The organism is Cognataquiflexum rubidum, from assembly GCF_022538115.1.
GTDB lineage: Bacteria > Bacteroidota > Bacteroidia > Cytophagales > Cyclobacteriaceae > Cognataquiflexum > Cognataquiflexum rubidum.
The window spans coordinates 326,929-346,754 of the sequence record NZ_JAKZAL010000002.1; the positions used below are offsets into that span (position 1 = coordinate 326,929).

19 protein-coding genes and 1 riboswitch are annotated in these 19,826 nt (G+C 42.0%); of the genes, 3 read left to right on the plus strand and 16 right to left on the minus strand.

What is annotated here, in order from left to right:
* Nucleotides 1-76: 76 nt before the first annotated feature.
* From MMU05_RS03615 to pdeM, 10 genes are all read right to left on the minus strand, one after another.
* Nucleotides 77-3,043 carry a TonB-dependent receptor gene (locus tag MMU05_RS03615; protein ID WP_241140304.1) on the minus strand — a complete coding sequence of 989 codons (2,967 nt, stop codon included), beginning with the start codon at nucleotides 3,041-3,043 and terminating at the stop codon, nucleotides 77-79.
* A gap of 278 nt (nucleotides 3,044-3,321) precedes the next feature.
* Nucleotides 3,322-3,666 carry a gliding motility protein GldC gene (gldC, locus tag MMU05_RS03620; RefSeq protein ID WP_113922922.1) on the minus strand — a complete coding sequence of 115 codons (345 nt, stop codon included), beginning with the start codon at nucleotides 3,664-3,666 and terminating at the stop codon, nucleotides 3,322-3,324.
* A gap of 148 nt (nucleotides 3,667-3,814) precedes the next feature.
* Nucleotides 3,815-4,474, minus strand: coding sequence for a 3-oxoacid CoA-transferase subunit B (locus tag MMU05_RS03625; protein WP_241140305.1), 660 nt, complete (start codon nucleotides 4,472-4,474; stop codon nucleotides 3,815-3,817).
* A gap of 130 nt (nucleotides 4,475-4,604) precedes the next feature.
* Nucleotides 4,605-5,303 (minus strand): CoA transferase subunit A, encoded by a 699-nt coding sequence (locus MMU05_RS03630; RefSeq protein WP_241140306.1) that lies wholly within the window; start codon nucleotides 5,301-5,303, stop codon nucleotides 4,605-4,607.
* 19 nt (nucleotides 5,304-5,322) lie between these two features.
* On the minus strand, nucleotides 5,323-6,255 hold the full coding sequence (locus tag MMU05_RS03635) for a bifunctional riboflavin kinase/FAD synthetase (RefSeq protein ID WP_241140307.1): 933 nt from the start codon (nucleotides 6,253-6,255) through the stop codon (nucleotides 5,323-5,325).
* Entirely contained in the window at nucleotides 6,242-6,925 is a 684-nt protein-coding gene (truB, locus tag MMU05_RS03640; protein WP_241140308.1) for a tRNA pseudouridine(55) synthase TruB, read from the minus strand. Before truB ends, MMU05_RS03635 begins: the two co-directional genes overlap by 14 nt.
* A gap of 1 nt (nucleotide 6,926) precedes the next feature.
* A complete protein-coding gene (locus tag MMU05_RS03645; RefSeq protein ID WP_241140309.1) occupies nucleotides 6,927-7,721 on the minus strand; it encodes an undecaprenyl-diphosphate phosphatase in 795 nt (264 codons plus the stop codon).
* Nucleotides 7,722-7,724: 3 nt separating this feature from the next.
* Nucleotides 7,725-7,934 carry a DUF3098 domain-containing protein gene (locus MMU05_RS03650; RefSeq protein ID WP_241140310.1) on the minus strand — a complete coding sequence of 70 codons (210 nt, stop codon included), beginning with the start codon at nucleotides 7,932-7,934 and terminating at the stop codon, nucleotides 7,725-7,727.
* A gap of 1 nt (nucleotide 7,935) precedes the next feature.
* The gene (locus tag MMU05_RS03655) at nucleotides 7,936-8,826 is read right to left on the minus strand and encodes a cell division protein FtsX (RefSeq protein WP_241140311.1); all 891 of its coding nucleotides are present in this window, start codon (nucleotides 8,824-8,826) and stop codon (nucleotides 7,936-7,938) included.
* A 51-nt stretch (nucleotides 8,827-8,877) separates the two neighbouring features.
* A complete protein-coding gene (gene pdeM, locus MMU05_RS03660; RefSeq protein WP_241140312.1) occupies nucleotides 8,878-9,552 on the minus strand; it encodes a ligase-associated DNA damage response endonuclease PdeM in 675 nt (224 codons plus the stop codon).
* 269 nt (nucleotides 9,553-9,821) lie between these two features.
* Between pdeM and MMU05_RS03665 the strand changes: the two genes are divergently transcribed.
* Nucleotides 9,822-10,265 (plus strand): DUF2147 domain-containing protein, encoded by a 444-nt coding sequence (locus MMU05_RS03665; protein WP_241140313.1) that lies wholly within the window; start codon nucleotides 9,822-9,824, stop codon nucleotides 10,263-10,265.
* A 97-nt stretch (nucleotides 10,266-10,362) separates the two neighbouring features.
* A complete protein-coding gene (locus MMU05_RS03670; protein WP_241140314.1) occupies nucleotides 10,363-10,926 on the plus strand; it encodes a hypothetical protein in 564 nt (187 codons plus the stop codon).
* Nucleotides 10,927-11,235: 309 nt separating this feature from the next.
* Here MMU05_RS03670 and MMU05_RS03675 read toward each other — a convergent pair whose 3' ends face one another.
* The gene (locus MMU05_RS03675) at nucleotides 11,236-13,170 is read right to left on the minus strand and encodes a TlpA family protein disulfide reductase (protein ID WP_241140315.1); all 1,935 of its coding nucleotides are present in this window, start codon (nucleotides 13,168-13,170) and stop codon (nucleotides 11,236-11,238) included.
* 98 nt (nucleotides 13,171-13,268) lie between these two features.
* Complete coding sequence (locus MMU05_RS03680) at nucleotides 13,269-13,658, minus strand: VOC family protein (RefSeq protein ID WP_241140436.1); 390 nt, start codon at nucleotides 13,656-13,658, stop codon at nucleotides 13,269-13,271.
* Nucleotides 13,659-13,831: 173 nt separating this feature from the next.
* Between MMU05_RS03680 and MMU05_RS03685 the strand changes: the two genes are divergently transcribed.
* Complete coding sequence (locus MMU05_RS03685; RefSeq protein ID WP_241140316.1) at nucleotides 13,832-14,971, plus strand: DUF4221 family protein; 1,140 nt, start codon at nucleotides 13,832-13,834, stop codon at nucleotides 14,969-14,971.
* Between the two features lie 49 nt (nucleotides 14,972-15,020).
* Here the strand turns inward: MMU05_RS03685 and MMU05_RS03690 are convergent, their stop codons facing one another.
* The 4 genes from MMU05_RS03690 to MMU05_RS03705 form a co-directional block, all read right to left on the minus strand.
* On the minus strand, nucleotides 15,021-16,076 hold the full coding sequence (locus MMU05_RS03690) for a homoserine O-acetyltransferase family protein (RefSeq protein ID WP_241140317.1): 1,056 nt from the start codon (nucleotides 16,074-16,076) through the stop codon (nucleotides 15,021-15,023).
* 42 nt (nucleotides 16,077-16,118) lie between these two features.
* Nucleotides 16,119-17,417, minus strand: coding sequence for an O-acetylhomoserine aminocarboxypropyltransferase/cysteine synthase family protein (locus MMU05_RS03695; protein WP_241140318.1), 1,299 nt, complete (start codon nucleotides 17,415-17,417; stop codon nucleotides 16,119-16,121).
* 189 nt (nucleotides 17,418-17,606) lie between these two features.
* Nucleotides 17,607-17,710, minus strand: a riboswitch (SAM riboswitch).
* A gap of 360 nt (nucleotides 17,711-18,070) precedes the next feature.
* The gene (locus tag MMU05_RS03700) at nucleotides 18,071-18,394 is read right to left on the minus strand and encodes a YbjQ family protein (protein WP_241140319.1); all 324 of its coding nucleotides are present in this window, start codon (nucleotides 18,392-18,394) and stop codon (nucleotides 18,071-18,073) included.
* 123 nt (nucleotides 18,395-18,517) lie between these two features.
* Entirely contained in the window at nucleotides 18,518-19,819 is a 1,302-nt protein-coding gene (locus tag MMU05_RS03705; protein WP_241140320.1) for an amidohydrolase family protein, read from the minus strand.
* Between the last annotated feature and the right edge of the window lie 7 nt (nucleotides 19,820-19,826).

A 19,826-nucleotide genomic window follows, 5' to 3' on the forward strand; every position in this document is an offset into this window, starting at 1 on the left:
AATTTGTGATGATTGTTACGCAATAAAAAAAGCCATCCTTGCGGGATGGCTCTCTGTTATGGATATTGATGGTTATTTAATTCAAGAATTCGTCAAATGTAATGGATACAAAGTACATGGTTCCAACAGTTGGGTTACCCCAAGCCTGACGATAGCCACTGTTAAATAGGTTTTGACCACCTACTTTGATGATGGATTTGATGGATTGGACTTTGTAGCTGACCTGCGCATCGAAGATACTGAAGGCCGGCATTACTGAAAGCCCTTGGGTAGAGACTGAATTGCCGACAAAAGAAGACTGCCATACAAACTCATCCTGCCATCTCCAAGAGATACCAAAACCAAGGTTTTTGATCACTTCCCTGTTTGCAAAATTGAAGACAGTTCTGTATTCTGGAGTGTTGAATGCAGGTTGGAAGCCATCCAATTCATCGATGTTGTCCAACTTGTTGAAAGAGACGTTACCACCTATGGTGTAGCCTTTAGGCAATTGATAATCCACTCCTAAAGCCCAGCCATAAGACTTGATGATTTCTTCCCTGTTGACAGGCATGGAATATACGTTTCTTGTATTGGCACTCAATAGATTCAAACCAGAAAAGGATGCAGGGTTGGTTGCACTTGGGTTTCTGTCCTGGACCAATACCTGTCCTCCAATAAAGTTTTCGAACCTGTTATAGTAATAATATCCGTCGATCAATAACTTATTTTTGATCAAAGACTTATATCCAAACTCATAAGACTTAACGATTTCAGGTCTGAAAGTTGTTGTTTGGTATTCGGTTTTCTTGTCCTGATTTGCCATTGCTGCACGGAAAGGAACCTGCTGTGCCATAGCTGCTGCTATAGCTTCAGGAGTATTTGGGATAGTTCCTGCTATAATTCCTGGAAGGACATATTGGGTAAATACACTCTGTTGGAAAGCTGGACTTGCAGCAGTTGTTTGTACAGCACCACCGAATTGGGTAACAGTTGCTAAAGAGTATACCGGGTTGGTGTTGAAATTATACCTCTCTCTGAACAATGGCAATCCACCGATCAATCTTGCCTGTGGAGTCACCAAATCAATGAATTGATCTTGGGTAGTCGGCAACCTGAAGCCTGTCTGATAAGAAGCCCTGAAGTTGTGTTGTCCTGCGGTATACACTGCTGATACCCTTGGAGACCACTGACCTTCAAAATTTTCATTTTTGTCATAACGGACAGATGCTGTCAATTTCAATTTGTCATTGATCATTCTTTTGGAACCTTGAGCATATCCTCCATATTCTTGGATGGTGAATTCATTGCCATCATCATCTGTAGCAAACAGTGTTTTTTCAGAGTTCAATTGGTAAGTTCTGAAATTGGCACCAACAATAAAGTCAGCAAACTTGATGTCTTTGAAACTGTATGAACCTTCATAGTGGTAAAGGTTTGTCTTGTCCACAAATCTTGCACCCACACCATTCTGGTTACCTGGGATTGGTCTTGAAGTGACATCCGCCAAAGCTTGGTTGAATTCCGGAGTACCTGGAAGATATCTGCCTGTATCGGCAGCACCTCTTGCAGCACCATGCGCAACTTCAGGTGAAGCTCCTTGGCTAATAGCACCCACATAGGTTCCTACATATTGTCCAAACCATGTTGTGCTTGGCTTCCATGCCTCATTGATACCTTGGGCAGCAATACCAACAGCGTATGCATCACCTGATCTTTCCTGTGTGGTGTATGCCCTTACAAACCAATTGGATCCTCTCAATTCCGCTTTGTATTGACCCAATTTAAAGTTGGCGATAGAATACCTATCTGCGCCGGTATAGACCGTTGTTCCCATACCTTGGTTTCCTTGGAAGATAGCTTCGATTTTGTCTGTAATTCTCCAATGCAAGGCAGCATTCAATTTCAATGACCTGGTATTATAATCAGCCACATCTCTTTCTTCATATCCTGTTCTGGAAACAAAGGTATTTTGCGGAATCAATCCAAGTGCTGCTGAAGGAAGCAACCCTGCATTAACCAAGGACTGACCCACGCTCAGCATGTTTACATTGGTCTCGTCACCATAGATGTTGACACCGTTAAAACCCGGGTTGTTGATCCTGTTGCCACCTTCGATAGTATTACCGTTCAAAAGTGATTGGTCTCTGAAGTCATTTGCTTGCCAATCATCAGCAGACAAGTAACTCACATTGACTTTGATCGCAACTCTGTCACTGAGTGCTGTGGCATACCTTGCTGCAAAATCATAGAATCCTGTGGATGGGTTGGAACGCGAACCTTCGCTCATCACGCCGCCTTTCATCTGTACAGAAAGTCCTTGGTATTGGAATGGGTTCTTACTGTTTAGCAATAAGATCCCGTTAATGGCATTTGGTCCGTAAAGGGCAGAGGCTGCACCGGGAAGCAATTCAAGGCTTTCAAGATCCAATTCAGATATACCTGCAATGTTACCTACGGAGAAGTTCAAGCCCGGCGCTTGGTTGTCCATTCCATCGATCATTTGTACGGTACGGACGTTTCCGTTAGCATTGAAACCTCTTGTGTTGAAGGATTTGAATGTGAGTGATTGGGTACTCATTTCTACCCCTTTGAGGTTATTCAAACCATCATAGAAACTCGCCTGTGGAGCCTCTCTGATAGAAATGATATCCATTCTCTCTACTGTTACAGCAGATTGAAGCACGCTCTCTTCTACCCTAGAGGCAGAAACGACAATTTCCTGACCCAAGATAGAAGCCTCAGAAAGACTTACCTGAAGGTTTGAAACATTGTCTTGTGTGATTTCTACTTCCTTACTGGAAAAACCGACCATCGAAAAAATCAAAGTTAATGGAGGTGCCTGGTTTACCCTCAGGGTGAAGTTACCATCAAGATCAGAGATGGTTCCGACTACTTTTCCTTTGACCACTATGTTGACACCAACAAGGGTTTCTTTTGTTCCTTCCTCAGTTACTTTTCCCGAAATAGTAGTCGTTTGGGCGAAAACATCGGTAGTAGTGAAGGAGACCATAATGAGTAGCAATAATAGAATTTGCCACCTGTTTTTAGTAAATTTTTGCATATGCTATTTTGGGTTTGTTGTTTGATTATATTGAGGGTAGACTATTTGATTGAAATTTAGAGGAAATTACCAATTATCAATATAATTAGGCAAAAAAAATTTTAATCAATATTCCGTTTTATTGCAAAAAATATGATGAATTGGATTACTCAGTACTGAAAATTGCAAAAATAATAATGAGGATTGGGAAAAATTAATTTTCGTCCAGTGTTTCCTATGTTGGAATTTTCAGGAAAGGTTAAAAAAAATTAAAACCCTGCCGTCGGGCAGGGTTTGGATCATTTCAAAGTTTTTTTGTTTTCTTCGTTGACGTGGGCTACCAACCTGTCACAAAGGGCTTTGATTTCTTCAGAAATGTATTCATCTCCGGTACTGTTTAGGATGGTCTGTCCCATTCCTCCCAAGATGTCGATATAGAATCTTTTCATTTCGACTACAGACATGTCATCAGTCCAAAGGTCAATCCTCAGGGTACTTTGGTTGAGGTTGTCCCAAACATTCAGACTGATGCTCTTTGTGGTTTCGAATCCTTCCTCTTCTTTGTCTGAAGCATCCCATTGAATAGATTTGGGAAGGTTTTTATCGTCAAGATTTATGGAGAATTTTATTTCTGAATTTTTCATCGTGGTTTGATAATTTCTATGCAAAACTAGCAAAGGCCTTTGCAAGTTCCTGTTTGCTCATTTAAATTTTGTTTGTTCCTCATTATTGGGGAGACCCCTGACTGTCTTTTCCAAATTCATCGGACATCGGTCATCCAACATTATTTCCTCAATCAAAAACCATTTCAGGGATTTCCCCCTCGACCAAAAGCCTGCCTTCAGTTTTGCTGACGATTTCTTCCACAGTTACTCCGGGCGCTCTTTCCAGCAATTTGAACCCTCCCTCAGGAAGTACATCCAAGACTGCCAAATCGGTCACGATTTTTTTGACACATTTGATTCCGGTGATCGGAAGGCTGCACTCTTTCAATAGTTTGGACTGTCCGTCTTTGCTGCAATGTTGCATGGCGACGATGATGTTTTCGGCAGAAGCCACCAAGTCCATCGCCCCGCCCATACCTTTGACCATTTTTCCGGGGATTTTCCAGTTGGAAATATCTCCGTTTTCTGAGACTTCCATTGCCCCAAGGATTGTCAAATGAACATGACCGCCACGGATCATGGCAAATGAATCTGCGGAATTGAACAAAGCGGAACCTTTTACCATCGTAATGGTCTGCTTGCCGGCATTGATCAGGTCCGGATCTATTTTGTCTTCGGTCGGAAAAGGGCCGATTCCCAACAATCCGTTTTCAGACTGAAGGACGACTTCAAGATTTTCAGGTATATAATTGGCAACCAAAGTCGGAATACCGATTCCAAGGTTGATGTATTGTCCGTTTTTGACTTCTCGGGCTATTCTTTTGGCTATTTGGGTTTTGTCTAGCATGGGAGGTTTGAATGTTGTTGTAATGGTTGTAATTGTTGTAATGGTTGTCCGCTTCGCGTTATCGGGTTGTCAAGTTGTCGGAATGTCAAACCCGGTCCCTGAGCGAAGTCGAAGGGCTCGTCTCTAACTTCTACCCTTTACTTACCGTTCTCTGCTCGATTCTTTTTTCATAATCCACTCCCTGAAAGATCCTTTGGACATAAATGCCCGGAGTATGGATGTGGTTTGGATCGAGTTGGCCGGCAGGGACCAATTCTTCTACTTCGGCGATGGTGATTTTTCCGGCTGTCGCCATCATTGGGTTAAAGTTTCTTGCGGTTCCTTTGAAAATCAAGTTTCCGGCAGTATCGCCTTTCCAGGCTTTGACAAATGCAAAATCCGCTCGCAAGCCTTTTTCCATCAGGTATATTTTCCCATCAAATTCTCGTATCTCTTTGCCATCGGCCACTTCAGTTCCGACCCCCGCAGGAGTAAAAAAAGCAGGAATTCCTGCACCGCCGGCACGGATTCTTTCGGCTAGCGTTCCCTGTGGGATCAGGTCCACTTCCAGTTCTCCGCTCAGCAACTGCCTTTCAAACTCCGCATTTTCGCCGACATAGCTTGAAATCATCTTTTTGACCATGCGTTTCTTGAGCATCAGTCCAATGCCAAAATCATCCACACCGGCATTGTTTGAAATGCAGGTGAGTCCTGTTAGGTCTTTTTGTAATAAAGCTTGGATACAGTTTTCGGGGATTCCGCAGAGGCCAAAGCCTCCAAACATCAGCACCGAATCAGAGACAACGTCCTTCACGGCTTCTGCAGCATTCGTAACGGTTTTTGTGATCATACAAAAATTTATTTTGGGTTTATACTTGGGTTAAAATCTGTCGGGCCATTTCCTTGTCTTTGGCCAATTGCTCTTGGAGAGACTCCAAACCTGAAAATCTGATCTCAGGTCTCAGGTAAGATTTCAGATGGACACAGACTCTTTTGTCATATAAGTCTCCATTGAAATCAAACAAGTGCGCTTCAATCGTCCGGCTACTTCCGTTTACGGTGGGTCGGTTGCCGATGTTGAGCATGCCAAGGAAAGACTCTCCTTCGATGTCAATGGTCACCGCATAAGCTCCGTCACAAGGGATAAGCTTGTAATCGTGAGGAATATGGATATTTGCCGTCGGAAATCCAATCGAGCGGCCAAGTTGCTGTCCTTTGATGATGATGCCATTGAGTTCATAAGGTCTGCCAAGGAATTCATTGGCGATATGCACTTCACCTACTTCCAGTGCCTGTCGGATTTTGGTACTTGAGACGCCCACATCATCCACGTCCTCGCGGGAGATTTCCTCCAACTCAAAGTGATAGCGGCCGATGTTTTCTTTTAGGAATTCAAAACTACCTTCCCGGTTTTTACCGAAGCGGTGGTCATAGCCGATTACCAATTTACGAGTTTGGATCTTATCAATCAGGTTGTTTTGAATAAATTCTTCCGAAGTCAATTCTGAAAAATCCTTGGTAAAAGGGATCGTCAATAAATGGTCAATTCCAAATTCCCGGAGCAGTTTTGCCTTTTCTTCGAATGTTGTCAGTAGCCTGAGATTATGTTCTTCCGGATAAAGAATCAGCCTGGGATGTGGCCAAAAAGTAATCATGACGGTTTCTCCTCCGATTTCGTCTGCGATGGCCCTGATGCGATTGAGGATTTTTTGATGACCAAGATGGACTCCGTCAAAAGTCCCAATCGTCACGACGGGATTTGGCACTTGCCTGAAGTCCTCTATTCCTTCATAGATTTTCATCCTGTCGTGCTTTTATTTTTTCAATCAGGGCAGTCAATTCTTCCGCATCTTCTAACCTAAAATCTCCGATCCTTGTTCGGGTCAGGGCGGACATATAAGCCCCGACACCCAAAATTTCGCCCAAGTCTCTGGCAAGGCTTCTGATATAAGTTCCTTTGGAGCAGACGATTCTGAAATGGACTTCGGGATTTTCAAATGCCGTAATTTCAAATTCTGAAACTGTCACCGGCCGTGCTTCCATTTTTACTTCAATGCCTTTTCGCGCAGATTCATATACCCTTTTTCCGTCGACTTTGATGGCAGAGTGCATGGGTGGGATTTGGAGGATATCACCTGTCAGTTGAGCGACTGCTGATTTGACATTGTCAGAAGTGACGGCAGAAGGATCTGCGACATCAGTAACTTCTTTTTCCAGGTCAAAGCTCTCCGTGGTTTTTCCCAAAACAAAAATACCGGTATACTCTTTTTCCTGGGCCATGTAAGAATCAATGGACTTGGTCTTCTTTCCGGCGCAGACAATCAACAATCCTGTCGCCAATGGATCCAAGGTCCCGGCATGCCCTACTTTTTTGATTTTCAATGCATTCCTTACCTTTTTGACCACATCAAAAGAAGTCCATTGGTAAGGCTTGTTGATCAGGAAAACTTCTCCGTAGGGTTCCTCTTGCATGTTACAAATATACGCCTGAGAAGATTGCAATCAGGCCGACTATGGAGCAATAAATGGCAAAATAGATCAGTTTGCTTTTTCTGACAATTGAAATCATCCATGTACAGGCAAAAAATCCTGCTATAAATGCTGCAATAAATCCCGCAGATAAGTAGCCAAAACTAGCCTCATTGTAGGTCAAAGCCCCATCCAGGATATCCTTGGCGATCTTGCCCAAAATCAAAGGAACAACCATCAGAAAGGAAAACCTTGCAGCCTTATTTTTGTCAATTCCCAAAAGAACCGAACTTGAAATCGTAGCGCCGGATCTAGAGATTCCCGGAAGCATCGCGACCATTTGTGCGAGGCCTACCAATACTGCCTTCCCAAAAGTAACGTCGTTTTCTGTGCTCTTGGCTTTGTCCGCAAAAAACAACAAGACGGCTGTTACGAGGAGCATAAAACCGACAAAGACCACTTTCCCTCCAAAAAACTGTTCCAGTTGCTCTTCAAAAAACAAGCCTACAATCACCGCAGGAATCATTGAAATGATGATTTTGACGGTAAATTGGGTTTCCTCATTCCATTGGAATTTCAAAAGTCCCTCAATGATTTCGACAATGTCTTTTCTAAAAACTACCAAGGTTGCCAAGGCGGTAGCAAAATGAAGCACAACGGTAAACATCATGCTTTCTTCCGGTAATTTATCACTTCCAAGTATCGCAGCACCCAACTCAAGATGGCCGCTGGATGAAACGGGCAAAAATTCGGTCAATCCTTGGACGATGCCAAGGATGATCGCGTCAATAATATCCATAAATTATTTCTTTTCAGAATGGGCGAAAATCGCATAAAATTGAAAAATGAATCCAGCCAAAGTGACTATCGGACCCAAAGTAAGGCCAAGAAAACCAAAGCCGTGTGGCTCAGAATCCAGACCCATGATGACAAAACCTAAAATGATGATCCCGATTCCAATCAGCATCAATCGGTAATTCTTTTTAGAAAAAGGAAATTGTGAATGATCCATATTAATAAAGTTCGTCCAAAGACATGTTTAAATACTTATTTACTGCCTGCAAGGTACTCAAAACCGAAAGCAAAATGCCCGAAAGAATCAGACCACCAAAAAGAGCATATAATAAATTGTAGTCCTGCAGCAGGGCAAATCCATCAATATTGGCTTTGGTATATTCGATGATCCCAAACAGGATAGCCGAGGCAATGACGCCCGCAAGCATTCCAAAAACAAAAGCCCTTCCTAAAAAAGGTTTGCGGATAAAACCTCTAGTAGCACCGACCAACTGCATGCTTCTGATCAGAAATCTTTGTGAAAATAGCGCCAGTCTGATCGTATTGTTGATCAGCATCACTACCGTAAAAACCAAAATCAGGATAAACCCTCCCATAACAAGGGCCACTTTGAAAAGGTTTTTGTTAATCGATTCCACGAGGTCTTCCATGTAAGTCACTTCAAAAACTCCGTCCATCGCTTCGATTTCTTTGACTATTTCTTCGATTTGCGCTGCGGTTTGGTATTCTTCCGCGATCGCTATCGTGTAGCTGTCTCGCAAAGGATTGTCATCCAAAAACTGTGTAAAATCCTCGCCTGTATCTTCCAGGAAAGATTTCGCAGCTTCATCTTGAGAGATAAAGGTAATGGCAAGCGAATCACCTGTCTGCAGCACATAAGGTTTGGATTCAAAAGATTTGCCAATTGCCTTCAATTCGGTTTCAGAGACATTTTTATTGAGGAAAACCTGGATTTCGATATTCTCCCGGATGATCTTGGTCAAAGTTTTGGCCTGAATGATGATCACCCCAAAAAGTCCCAAAATAAACAAGGATAGGGTAGTGCTAAAAAGAACTGATGCAAATTTGAATTTTCCCAGTTTTGCTTTTTTCCTTGGATATGTACTCATGTTTTTTTTCTAATGGGTTCAAAATTAAACAGCTTGGCCAATTAAACCAACCTATTGCATGAAATTGACAGGAATTACTTTTTTGTCCGCCACGGCAAAGGCCTGATCGCTTTTTTCACATTTCATCCTATATAATCCCGTAAACCTGCCGAATGCCGGCAAAATCATTTGATTCCCCGACCGGAAATAGCAGGGAAGTGTCAATCTCTGCTTGCCTGCTCCGAATAAAGAAATTCCCGGATGGATGTGGCCACAGAAGTTGAACAATCCATCAGGGGCGCTTTCCATGGGTTCGTGGGTCAGGATATAATTTTCCAAAACCAACGATTCGGGATGAACCTTCCAAACTTCAGAACGGTAAAATGCCTCAGGAAGTATGTCATGATTTCCTTTGATCAAGTGAAACTGACATCCCGGGAAATATCCCGCGAATGCTTCAAGGTCATTCCAGGACTCATTCCAATCGCTGTGAAAAAGGTCTCCCAAAAAATAGATATCCGTCGGTTGGAGGCTTTCGATCAGTTTTTGGATTTTGAGAAAATCATGGATGTGTACTTTTTCAGTAACCGGAATTCCCGATTTTCTGAAGTGCGCGGCCTTGCCAAAATGTGGATCAGCAATAAGCAAGGAATGGCTTCCGGGAAGGAAAATAGCTTTTTCTGGCAAAAGGCAAACTTCCTTGTCTTGGATTTGGATGGTTTGGGTTCCTTTAGGATAGGTTTGCATTCCTTGATTTTGGATCAAATTTTGGGATTTCAAATGAAATGATTAAGAAAATAACATGGCCACTTGAATTGGCGTAGTAAAAGTATTATTATTCGACGGAGATTGAAAAGTATTTGTATTTACACAATCTTGCCAGTAAAATGATAATCCAATTTAATCCTCGGCATGAGACTGAAATGTCCGGTGCTTCTGACTTCCGACTTCGGTCCTGACCGAAGAAGAATATTGGGTTAACAGAAAAAAAACCGATAATCACTAAAATTTAAACCATGACTCAAAGAAAAGCAATTTTGACATTTCTTGTTTTATTGATGATAGGGTTTGGAATCAACGTCCAAGCTCAATCGGCCGATGCCATTGTCGGCAAATGGTACAATACCGAGAAAGATGCCCAAGTGGAAATCTTCAAAGAAGGTGGAAAATATTCCGGAAAAATCGTGTGGCTGAAAGATCCCACTGAAAACGGAAAACCCAAAGTAGACAAAAACAATACTGATCAAGCCAAGCGGACAAGGCCTATCATGGGGATGAAGCTATTGAGCAATTTCGAACATTCCGGCAGTACTTGGGAGAACGGGACCATTTACGATCCCAAAAACGGAAAAACCTATTCCTGCATCATCAAGAAGAAAAATGACAAGACGCTTGAAGTCCGCGGTTTTGTTGGGTTTTCAATGATCGGAAGGACAGTGGAGTGGACGAAGGCGGAGTAGGGGGCAACAAATTTCTTCTTCGGATAACATGGGTACATTTAAATTTGCCCATAGTCTGAGACAAAAAACTCCAATGCTTTTAAAGTCAAACAAATACATGAAACAGGTTGCTGTCTTTTTTATTGCTCTCATTTTTTGTTTTTCCCAAAATGGAGAATCGCAAGAGCTAAAAAACGGTTATGCCGTTCTTTCAAAAAGCGATACGATCGCCTGTAAAATTGTTTTTGGTGGTCCAAATGGAACCGACAAAACCCAAATCTCTACCATAACAGCGGATGGCAAGGAGAAAATTTATAAAACAAAGGATAAACAAGTTCTTGCTTATGGTTTCGATCAGATGGGAGTGCCATTTGATTATTTGTTTGTTGACCTTGGTCGGAAAGTAGAAACCGGATTTTTCCGGCTGATTGAAAACGGGAATCCCTACAAGCTGTATGTTCAAAACAATAGCGAAACCGTCAACGGAGTGACTACCACTACACCATATTATGTGTTATTCAATGGAAGAGGAGATTCCGTAGATTTTTTGGTGAGTGGAGTCAGTGGATGGAAAAAAAAGCTGGAGGAATTTTTAAAAGATGATCCGGAGGCGATAGAAAACTTGAAAAGTGTCAACCGGCAAGATGTATTGAAATTCATCAAAAGCCTGAATGAAAATTGATTACAGGGGGAATTAAGTATTATTTTCTAGGAGTATACTAAGCCCTCTTATGACGTAGTGAAACATCTGATGCTATGACTGGGTGTGATTTGTAATTACACCCTTTTATCTATCCAATTTGTAATTGGATTCAAATGAAAAATGGTAATCCTTGGTAATTTGAATTTAAAATTCAGAAAAAATAAAGGGTGTAGATACAATCTATAACTGGCGCTAAATTCATTTTACACCTAGGTGGAGGCCTAATTGAAAATTCGCCTAGCGGATACGCCAAACAATGTCCAAGTTGGGATACATTTACTTCATTGGTCACCTATCAACAAATTCATTTAACTGCTGGACCAACTGTTCTCCCGAACTTGGTCGAAGTATTCCTTCTTTGACTAAATTCCCCTCTTTTGTAATCAACATGTAAGTGGGAAATCCGGTGATGTTAAGTTCTTTATCAAATTTTTGGAAGTCAGTTTTGTCGAGAAAAAAATGTTCCCCCACCAAACCAAATTTCTTTACTTGATTTTCGAAAGCTTCCCTTTCTGAACTGCCACAGATATAGGCGAATACAACTTCTTCAGGAGCGGTTTTTTTAAGGATTTCTGCATATTTAAATTCACTGATACATGGTCCACACCAAGTGGCCCACACGTCGATATAAATTACTTTCCCGGGATATTTTTCTTTGAGTTGGGCAATGACGTTGTCACCATTTTCGGCAATTGCTACACCATCGATAAAACGTTGGTTTTTTGTACGTTCAAAATCCTCGATTTTGTTTTGGATCAATGCCAAAACTTCCGGTTTAAGACCAAGAGTATCCAATTGGTTGAGGATAGATTCCGAAATTCCTACCCCAATAGTTTGAAAACTCATATCCAAGAAAATGGCAATAATACTTGATCTGGGAAGGTCTCCAAGATCATTGATTTTCTGTTGTAGATGTTCCCATTGGGCCAAAGGATAAAATTTGGCCATATCAGACTTGAAATTTTGGCTTAATTCCTTGAATTCCTCAGAAAGAACGAGGCTATCAGCCGGAATTCCCGATTCCAATTGCATACGCCAGTTTTCTACACTTGCCATTTGGGATTCGGACAGATCCTGAGTTTTTAAAAAATCATAAGTCATAGTGTTTACTTTACTGATTATCTTTTTTCCCTCAGAAGGACGCATGGGCATTGTAAATTCCCTTATGAATCCAGGATAGTCCAAGCTTATTAAATCCATTAAGTCGTTGTCAATTAGCTTTTTTACATCTTGGATATAATCATCAGGGACATCGGCAACAGTTATTCTACCATCTACTATCCCGTTGTGTAACCAAATGTATCTCATCAAATCCTTTGCTGTGTTAATTCTCACATCTCGGAGATTTATATCTTTTACCAAATCACTGACAGGTATAGAATCAAAATAACTTTTGTAGAACTCTTCATGCTTTTTCATCATCCCGATACGATATTCCATAAAGTTTTCCGGATCAAGGGTTTTCTGCAAACTATCAGTAAGAAAATACTCCCTGACTTTCATGAATTCCGGTACAAGTAGCCTTCTTTCTTCATTTTCCACTGCCAGATCTCCCATAAAATCGAGATTCTTTACTTCATTCCAACTTGAAATTCCTCCACGAAAAGAACTCTCATCCACTACAATTGCCTGCTTTGCACCTGGAGTAGCATAATATGTGAAAAAGGCATTTCCTATTTGAACCATCACCTCATTGGGGTAATCCAAAGGGAAAATCACTTTGAACTTCCCATGCTCATCCACATCTCCGGAAAATTGCATTTGCTCTTCTGAGAATGCATGATTGTACATAACTTTAACAATGGATGGCATTGACTCTTTTGGGACAAAAAGACCCTGTAAGAGCACCTGATCTTGTTTGAAAAAGTCACTGCTGATATTTGACTGTCCTACCTTCCTATTTTTAAGATCAGTTGATTTTTGGGATTGAACAGGGATTTTTTCAGTTCCATTTTCTAAAAAATAGTCCTTCCCAACCTGAGAAAGAGAAAGTTGAAGTTGCTTATCTAAGTTTTTCAAGATGAATTTACCTGAATCAATAAACTCAACTTCCCAAAATTCCCCTTCATATAGTGCAAAATCCTGTGTAATCAAAAGCCTTAATTCATTGCTGCCATCGGTGGCGTACCAACTTCTGAGAATGGGTTTGGAAGGAGCTTCTTGTGAAAAAACTTGAAAATTGAGGGAAAAAAGCAGAATAAAGTAAAAGACTGTAATTTTCATAGTTTGAATTGGTTTCCTAGTAAATGTATTAAGTTCTTATTAATAGAACAATAAATTTTTTCCTACACCTAACACAGGAACCTTTGGACTGATTTCAATCATTCCCAAATCCCCACTGGCACGATCTCCAATACATTTCCAAAGGGATCGTCGAAATAAAAACTTTTCAGGCCGTGGTTCCATTCCTGCTCGTGGGTGAGGGTGATTCCTTTTTCGAGCAGGTTGGATTTGGCCTTCAGGTAATCTCGCTTGCTTACTTCAAAAGCGATATGCTGCTTTCCGTAAGCATAATGTGGAGGCAATGTCTTTTCAAATTTGGTTACCTCCGGGATGAAACACAGCAATACAGAACTGCCACAACGGAAAAAAATATGTCTGTCTGCCACTTTGGATATGATGGGCATTTCAAGGATTTGGCTGTAAAAGTTTTCAGCCAGATCCAAGTCTGTGACGTAAAGACAGGTTTCCTTGATTTGGGTATATTTCATCATAGAAGCTACAAAAAAACAAATGCTGCAGAAAGGTAAATGTGGAGGAGTGAACTATACTTTTTTAACCTTTCGGTTTTTTGGAATAGATGGTAAATGAAATTACCTATTTGGATTTGGACTACGCTGTTTTTTGATTTCAATATGCTATCTTGTTAGTTTAATCCAATCCTATGAAATACCTGCATCCCGTTAATTACTTTCTTTTGTTTTTGCTCCTATTTTGGTCATGTTCTCCTCCAAAAGAGGAGGAGACCATACCCGAATTTGAATTTGAGGTCGCTGAAAAATTCAAAACCTTTCCCTTGCCGGAGGATGTCGGGCATCTGGATTTGTATTTCCAGTCTATAGAGGACAAGTATTTTTTTCTCTTCGATTACAAAACCAAGCAACTTTTGACTTATTCCATCCCTGAAAATCGCCTGCTCAAAACCATCAGGTTTGAAGAAGAGGGGCCTGCTGGTGTCGGGAACAATATTGCAGGTCTTTATATCGAAAGCCCCGATGTGATATACCTGACTGCGGGTATCAATACACTTTTCAAATTTGATGGTGACGGTAATTTGCTCCAAAAATCCCCGATCAATGTAGAGGGATTGGAAGAAAAAGGAATTAGTTTATTCTCTAACATCTTTACTTTAGCAAAAGACGGCTTTTACTTTCCTGCCTTTCCAATGGTATTTGCATGGACATCTGTAACTCCGGAGGAATTGACCAAAATCCCGAATTTGATGAGGTATGACACCCTTAGCAAGACGTTTACACCGGTAAGTTACTTTCCTGAGGAATTTGTCGGGGATAACCTCAACAAGTCAATCTTTCCTTTGCTGTCTTTGGGTCCTGACGACATGCCTGTGATCAACATGAATTTCAGAAATATTTACCGGTTGAGGGAGGGAGAAATTGTTTCATCATTTGCAGGACATTCTGCTTTTCCCAACGATCCGCCGATATCCAAGTCTCCCAATATGTTTGAGGACATGCCCGAGATTATGAAGATCGTAAACCATGTGGATATCTATACAGACCTGTTTTATTTCAAAAACCTGGAGCTGATGGTAAGGGTTGCAAAATTTGAGGATGTCCCTGAAAACGTTTTTGAAACAGGTTCTTTCTTGGCTTCAAAGTGGGGCTTGGTATTTTTGGATAAGGAATTCAACAAAGTCGGCGAAATGGCATTGGAACCGGATAGGTATAATGGGCAATACATTTTTGAAGACCCTGAGGGGATTTGGATCTCAACAGACCATCCGGACAACCCGGCCCTCTCGGAAGATTTTATAAGGTTTCAATTGATACAGATAAAAAAATAAGGGACCTGTTTTTGCAGAATCCCTTTTCATTCAAAATCCATAAGTGCAATTACCCATTATTCTCTAGGTAAAATCCCTTCAAAATATACTGCAACTGCCCATATTCGATTAGAAAAGCATCGTGGCCGTAGGGAGATTGGATTTCTCTGTAAGTCCCTTTGGAAACATGCCGGGATATGAATTGGGATTCTTCTTTGAGGAACAATAAATCCCTGTCCACTCCGATTGCCAATACTTTGGAGGGTATTTTCTGGAGTACTTTTTCCGTTCCTCCGCGTCCGCGTCCAAGGTCATGACTGTCCATGGCTTTGCTTAGCACCCAATAGGAAAATGCATTGAACCTGTTTCCGAGTTTTTGACCCTGATACCTGAGGTAAGAGGAAATGCGGAAGTTGTCCAGTTTTTCTTCGGTATCGCTTTGCTTGAGGGCAAAGTCCTCAGGATGTCTGTAAGAAAGCATGGCAATCGCCCTTGCGGCTTCCATCCCTTTTTTGCCGGCATCCGCATGGTTTTCTCCCCAGGTACAATCGGACTCGATCGCCATTCTTTGCGTTTCATTGAAGCCTATGGTCCAGGGGGAAGTCTTCGCATTTGAAGCAAGGATGATGGTGTTTTTGACTTGATCCTGCAGAAGATATGCCCACTCGATGGCAACTTGACCTCCAAGCGAACCTCCAATGACGGTGTTGATGGTATTGATTCCAAGATATTCTCTGAGATAATCCAATGACCTTGCCATATCCCTTGTGCTGAGATTCGGAAAATCATAGTAGTAAGGTTTTCCTGTCAGGGGATTTTCTGAAAGGGGACTGCTCGAACCGTAGCAAGAACCCAGCAAGTTGGCGCAAACGATAAAATACTTGCCCGGGTCATAAAATTTATCTTCCCCGACCATACCGTTCCACCATTCTTGGACTTTGGCATCTCCGGTGAGCGCATGGATGACCCAGATGACATTGTCTTTTGCTGTGGTCAGACGTCCTTGGGTGGTATAGGCCAGTTGGAATCCGGGAAGAGACTCTCCAGACTCCAGGTCAAATACACCCTCATGCGTGTAGGTTTCTTGCGCCATATCAATAATCAGGTAGTTGCTTGCTACATTCATTACTTTACTATTGGAATTCTTCTCAGGTTTTCCTGAATTTTTTTAACTGTTGAAAGCGTGTTCTAAATCGGCTTTGATATCTTCAATATGCTCAATACCCAATGAAATCCTCAACAGGGTAGGAGTGACACCCGCGGCAGCTTGTTCAGTTTCACTCAACTGCTGATGCGTGGTTGCGGCAGGTTGGATAATCAATGTTTTGGCATCACCGACATTGGCAAGGTGGGAGATCAATTTGAGGTTATTGATAAAGTTGGAGGTGCTTTCTTTGTCGCCTTTCAGTTCAAAACTCAAAACTCCACCGAAACCATTTCTCAAGTATTTCTTGGCGAGTTCATGGTAAGGAGAAGATTTCAAACCCGGATAATTCACCTTTTGCACTTTAGGATGTGCCTCTAGCCATTGTGCGATGGAGAGTGCATTGTCCACTGTTCTTTGGACCCTGAGGGATAAAGTCTCCAATCCTTGAATCAATAAGAAAGAGTTGAAAGGGCTCAATGCCGGTCCAAAATCCCTCAGACCTTCAGTCCTTGCACGGATGATAAAAGCCATGTTTGGAAGTCCTAAGGGATTGTTTTCTCCGAATACTTCCCAGAATTTCATCCCATGATAACCTTCGGATGGTTCTGTGAATTGAGGATATTTTCCGTTGCCCCAATTGTAATTTCCCCCGTCGACGATTACCCCTCCGATGGAAGTTCCGTGTCCACCGATCCATTTGGTAGCAGAGGCGGTGACGATATTGGCGCCATGCTTCAATGGCTGAAACAAGTAGCCGCCGGCACCAAAGGTATTGTCCACAATGACAGGCAGGTCATGTTTTTTTGCCATGGCGGCAATAGCTTCAAAATCCGGAATGTTGAATTCAGGATTTCCGATGGTCTCCAAATAGATGGCTTTGGTCTTCTCATCAATCAGCTTTTCAAATTCCTTCGGGTCATTGCCTTTGGCAAATCGGGCTTCAATGCCGATTCTTTTGAATGCTACTTTAAATTGGTTGTAAGTACCGCCGTAAAGGAAAGAGGTGGAAACGAAATTTTCCCCCGTCTGCAGAATATTGTTGAGTGCAAGAAATTGAGCCGCTTGACCTGATGCGGTTGCCAAAGCGGCTACGCCACCTTCCAATGCAGCAATGCGTTGCTCAAACACATCCGTGGTAGGATTCATGATCCTTGTATAGATGTTCCCGAATTCTTTTAGGGCAAAAAGGTTGGCCCCGTGTTCAGCGGAATTGAAGACATAAGAAGTAGTCTGGTAAATGGGCACTGCACGGGAATTGGTTGTAGGATCTGGAACCTGTCCGGCGTGCAATTGCAAAGTTTCGAAGCGATAATTTGACATATTATTCTCGGTTTATGGTTTAGTGAAAAGTTGTAGATTTTAACAGGATTAAATTTAAACCTTTTGCTTTGGTAAAAGAAAAAAATTAGTTCCGATTACGGAGAAGCCTACAAAGTTTTCTTCCAATACTGATGGTGTGAATCTTAAAAGGAAGGGATAATTGAGGAGGTATTGATCCATGATGTTAAGAATTTATATTTCCAGGGAATTTTACCTGGCAGGATTTGGCACCTTGGATTTTCCTGGTTGCCAGAGGGTCGCAGAGCCTGTCTCTTACCTCTTCTTTATAAATCCCCACTCAAAAAGTGAAAGGACAATGCAAATAAATAGTTGAAATGCCGGATATGCAAGACTCATGAAAAATATTTTCCTGTATAGTCTAGAATAAGTTTATGGTCGACTAGATTAGACAATGAGGTAAACAGACTTATCCATTTGGACTTTCGAAAGAATTTTTGAGAGGGCTGCTTTTTTATTTGGTCAAAAATCTGATTGTCAAAAAGTAAAGGCTTTAAGAAAAGCTACCTTGTCATCCGGTCAGTTGATTGGGACAGGATTGAGTTCGTAAACTTGACTTAAAACCTTTTCCGAAAATACTTATATACCACCTTGGGCTTTTGCGAAGTGAGTTTAGGGAAAATCGAAATCGTGAATTAAAAGATTTTCTCAATCTTGACGGCGGTACCTGCTGCTGTCACCATCAGCATTCCATCTCTGATGGTCTCATAATCCAAGTCGATCCCCACGATTGCGGTCGCGCCAAAAGCCCTTGCCTGCATTTCCATCTCGGACATGGCAGTGGCTTTTGCCTCCCGTAATACCTGCTCATAGGCACCTGACCTGCCGCCTACGATGTCGGTGATGCTGGCAAAGAAATCTTTAAAAACATTGGCGCCGATAATGGTTTCGCCTGAAACAATGCCGAGGTAGGCAGTAATTTTATATCCCTCTAGACTTGGTGTAGTACTTACTATCATTTTTTTATGGTTTATGATTCAACATTCTTACGGATACCAAGACAATTGGATATCTCTATTTTCAGCAAGTTAACAAAAAAATAAACCGCAGCTTTTTGGGCTGCGGTTTGATTTTGGATCAAATCAATTTTCTTTTAGTCCCGGTGACCGCTGCAAAAATTCCTGATACAGCTTGATATGTCTGTTGCTCATCGGTACCCTGTAGCCGTCTATGAATACATGGCGGATCTGGGTTTTGGTTTCAAAAGGATCTCCTGTGGAGACAAACAGCGTGGCATCTTTTCCCTGCTCGATGGAACCCATTCGATCAGCAACCCCGAATACCTCTGCGGCATTGATGGTGACGGCTTTCAAGGCTTCTTCTTTGCCCATGCCATAAGCAGCGGCAAAACCCGCATTGAAAGGAAGGTTTCTTGTGTTTTCTGCATCGTTTGATCTGATGACCACTTTCACACCTGCTTTGGCCATTTTGCCGGGATTGGTATAGGCTGCATCAAAACGGTCAGAGTTCCTTGTCGGAATGGAAAGCATCGGTCCAGTGATGACAGGGATTTTGGAGGCAGCGATTTTGTCAGCCACTCTCCAACCTTCAGCCACTCCGGTAAGGATGGCCTTTACATTTTTGGATTGGATCCACTCTATTGCTAAAGTGATATCTGATGCGGCATTTACTTCTACCAAGAGAGGTAATTCTCCCGCAACAACTTTTGCTAATTGTTCCATCTCAGGATAATAATCCAAGGCGGCATCGGCTTTTTTCAATTGATTAAAAGTAACCGCCCTCTCCCAAATTTCATTGAGGGTTTTTTCGGCTTTTTCAGCTTCTTTTTTGATGTCCTCATCACTTCTTCTATCCCAAGTACTGCGACGGGCGGAAGAAGGGAAATTCAGGACAACCCCTTTAAAACCTGCATACATTTGGTCCGCAGTATAGCCGTTGAGGTTGATTAGGGCTGCCGTTCCGGGAAACAAACCTCCCGAAGGAGTTGCCAAAGTAGTCGTGACACCACTCACTCGTGTTACCGGAATCGCTACAGAGTTGGGATTGACAGCGACAAGCGCCTGCATGTTGGGAGTCACTTGACCGATTTCAGCATAATCCTGGGTTTCCGGTACAGAATTGACTTCGACCAATCCAAGTCTGGTTCCTCCATCAAACATTCCCGGATAGATAAAATGTCCGGTACAATCTATCACCTCGGCATCTCCCGCAGGAATGTTTTTTCCTACCGCTTCGATTTTTCCATTGGATATGAGCACGCTTCCATTTTCGATATTGCCTTTGGTAACAGTGACAATGGTTGCGTTTTGCAGCAAAAATCTGCCGTTTCTCGGCTTGATAAATTCTCCATCAAATTGGGCATTAGCCAAAAAGGGGAGAACCAATAAAGCGACTGTAAATATGATTTGATTTATCTTCTTCATCTTCAGT

What these genes read in the sequence shown, in the direction of transcription:
- truB (WP_241140308.1), bottom strand. Translation starts at nt 6,925, where the DNA reads ATGCAAGAGGAACCCTACGGAGAAGTTTTCCTGATCAACAAGCCTTAC.
- MMU05_RS03625 (WP_241140305.1), bottom strand. Translation starts at nt 4,474, where the DNA reads ATGCTAGACAAAACCCAAATAGCCAAAAGAATAGCCCGAGAAGTCAAA.
- MMU05_RS03615 (WP_241140304.1), bottom strand. Translation starts at nt 3,043, where the DNA reads ATGCAAAAATTTACTAAAAACAGGTGGCAAATTCTATTATTGCTACTC.
- MMU05_RS03655 (WP_241140311.1), bottom strand. Translation starts at nt 8,826, where the DNA reads ATGAGTACATATCCAAGGAAAAAAGCAAAACTGGGAAAATTCAAATTT.
- MMU05_RS03685 (WP_241140316.1), top strand. Translation starts at nt 13,832, where the DNA reads ATGAAATACCTGCATCCCGTTAATTACTTTCTTTTGTTTTTGCTCCTA.
- MMU05_RS03665 (WP_241140313.1), top strand. Translation starts at nt 9,822, where the DNA reads ATGACTCAAAGAAAAGCAATTTTGACATTTCTTGTTTTATTGATGATA.
- MMU05_RS03645 (WP_241140309.1), bottom strand. Translation starts at nt 7,721, where the DNA reads ATGGATATTATTGACGCGATCATCCTTGGCATCGTCCAAGGATTGACC.
- gldC (WP_113922922.1), bottom strand. Translation starts at nt 3,666, where the DNA reads ATGAAAAATTCAGAAATAAAATTCTCCATAAATCTTGACGATAAAAAC.
- MMU05_RS03690 (WP_241140317.1), bottom strand. Translation starts at nt 16,076, where the DNA reads ATGAATGTAGCAAGCAACTACCTGATTATTGATATGGCGCAAGAAACC.
- MMU05_RS03705 (WP_241140320.1), bottom strand. Translation starts at nt 19,819, where the DNA reads ATGAAGAAGATAAATCAAATCATATTTACAGTCGCTTTATTGGTTCTC.
- MMU05_RS03650 (WP_241140310.1), bottom strand. Translation starts at nt 7,934, where the DNA reads ATGGATCATTCACAATTTCCTTTTTCTAAAAAGAATTACCGATTGATG.
- pdeM (WP_241140312.1), bottom strand. Translation starts at nt 9,552, where the DNA reads ATGCAAACCTATCCTAAAGGAACCCAAACCATCCAAATCCAAGACAAG.
- MMU05_RS03630 (WP_241140306.1), bottom strand. Translation starts at nt 5,303, where the DNA reads ATGATCACAAAAACCGTTACGAATGCTGCAGAAGCCGTGAAGGACGTT.
- MMU05_RS03670 (WP_241140314.1), top strand. Translation starts at nt 10,363, where the DNA reads ATGAAACAGGTTGCTGTCTTTTTTATTGCTCTCATTTTTTGTTTTTCC.
- MMU05_RS03675 (WP_241140315.1), bottom strand. Translation starts at nt 13,170, where the DNA reads ATGAAAATTACAGTCTTTTACTTTATTCTGCTTTTTTCCCTCAATTTT.
- MMU05_RS03695 (WP_241140318.1), bottom strand. Translation starts at nt 17,417, where the DNA reads ATGTCAAATTATCGCTTCGAAACTTTGCAATTGCACGCCGGACAGGTT.
- MMU05_RS03680 (WP_241140436.1), bottom strand. Translation starts at nt 13,658, where the DNA reads ATGAAATATACCCAAATCAAGGAAACCTGTCTTTACGTCACAGACTTG.
- MMU05_RS03635 (WP_241140307.1), bottom strand. Translation starts at nt 6,255, where the DNA reads ATGAAAATCTATGAAGGAATAGAGGACTTCAGGCAAGTGCCAAATCCC.
- MMU05_RS03700 (WP_241140319.1), bottom strand. Translation starts at nt 18,394, where the DNA reads ATGATAGTAAGTACTACACCAAGTCTAGAGGGATATAAAATTACTGCC.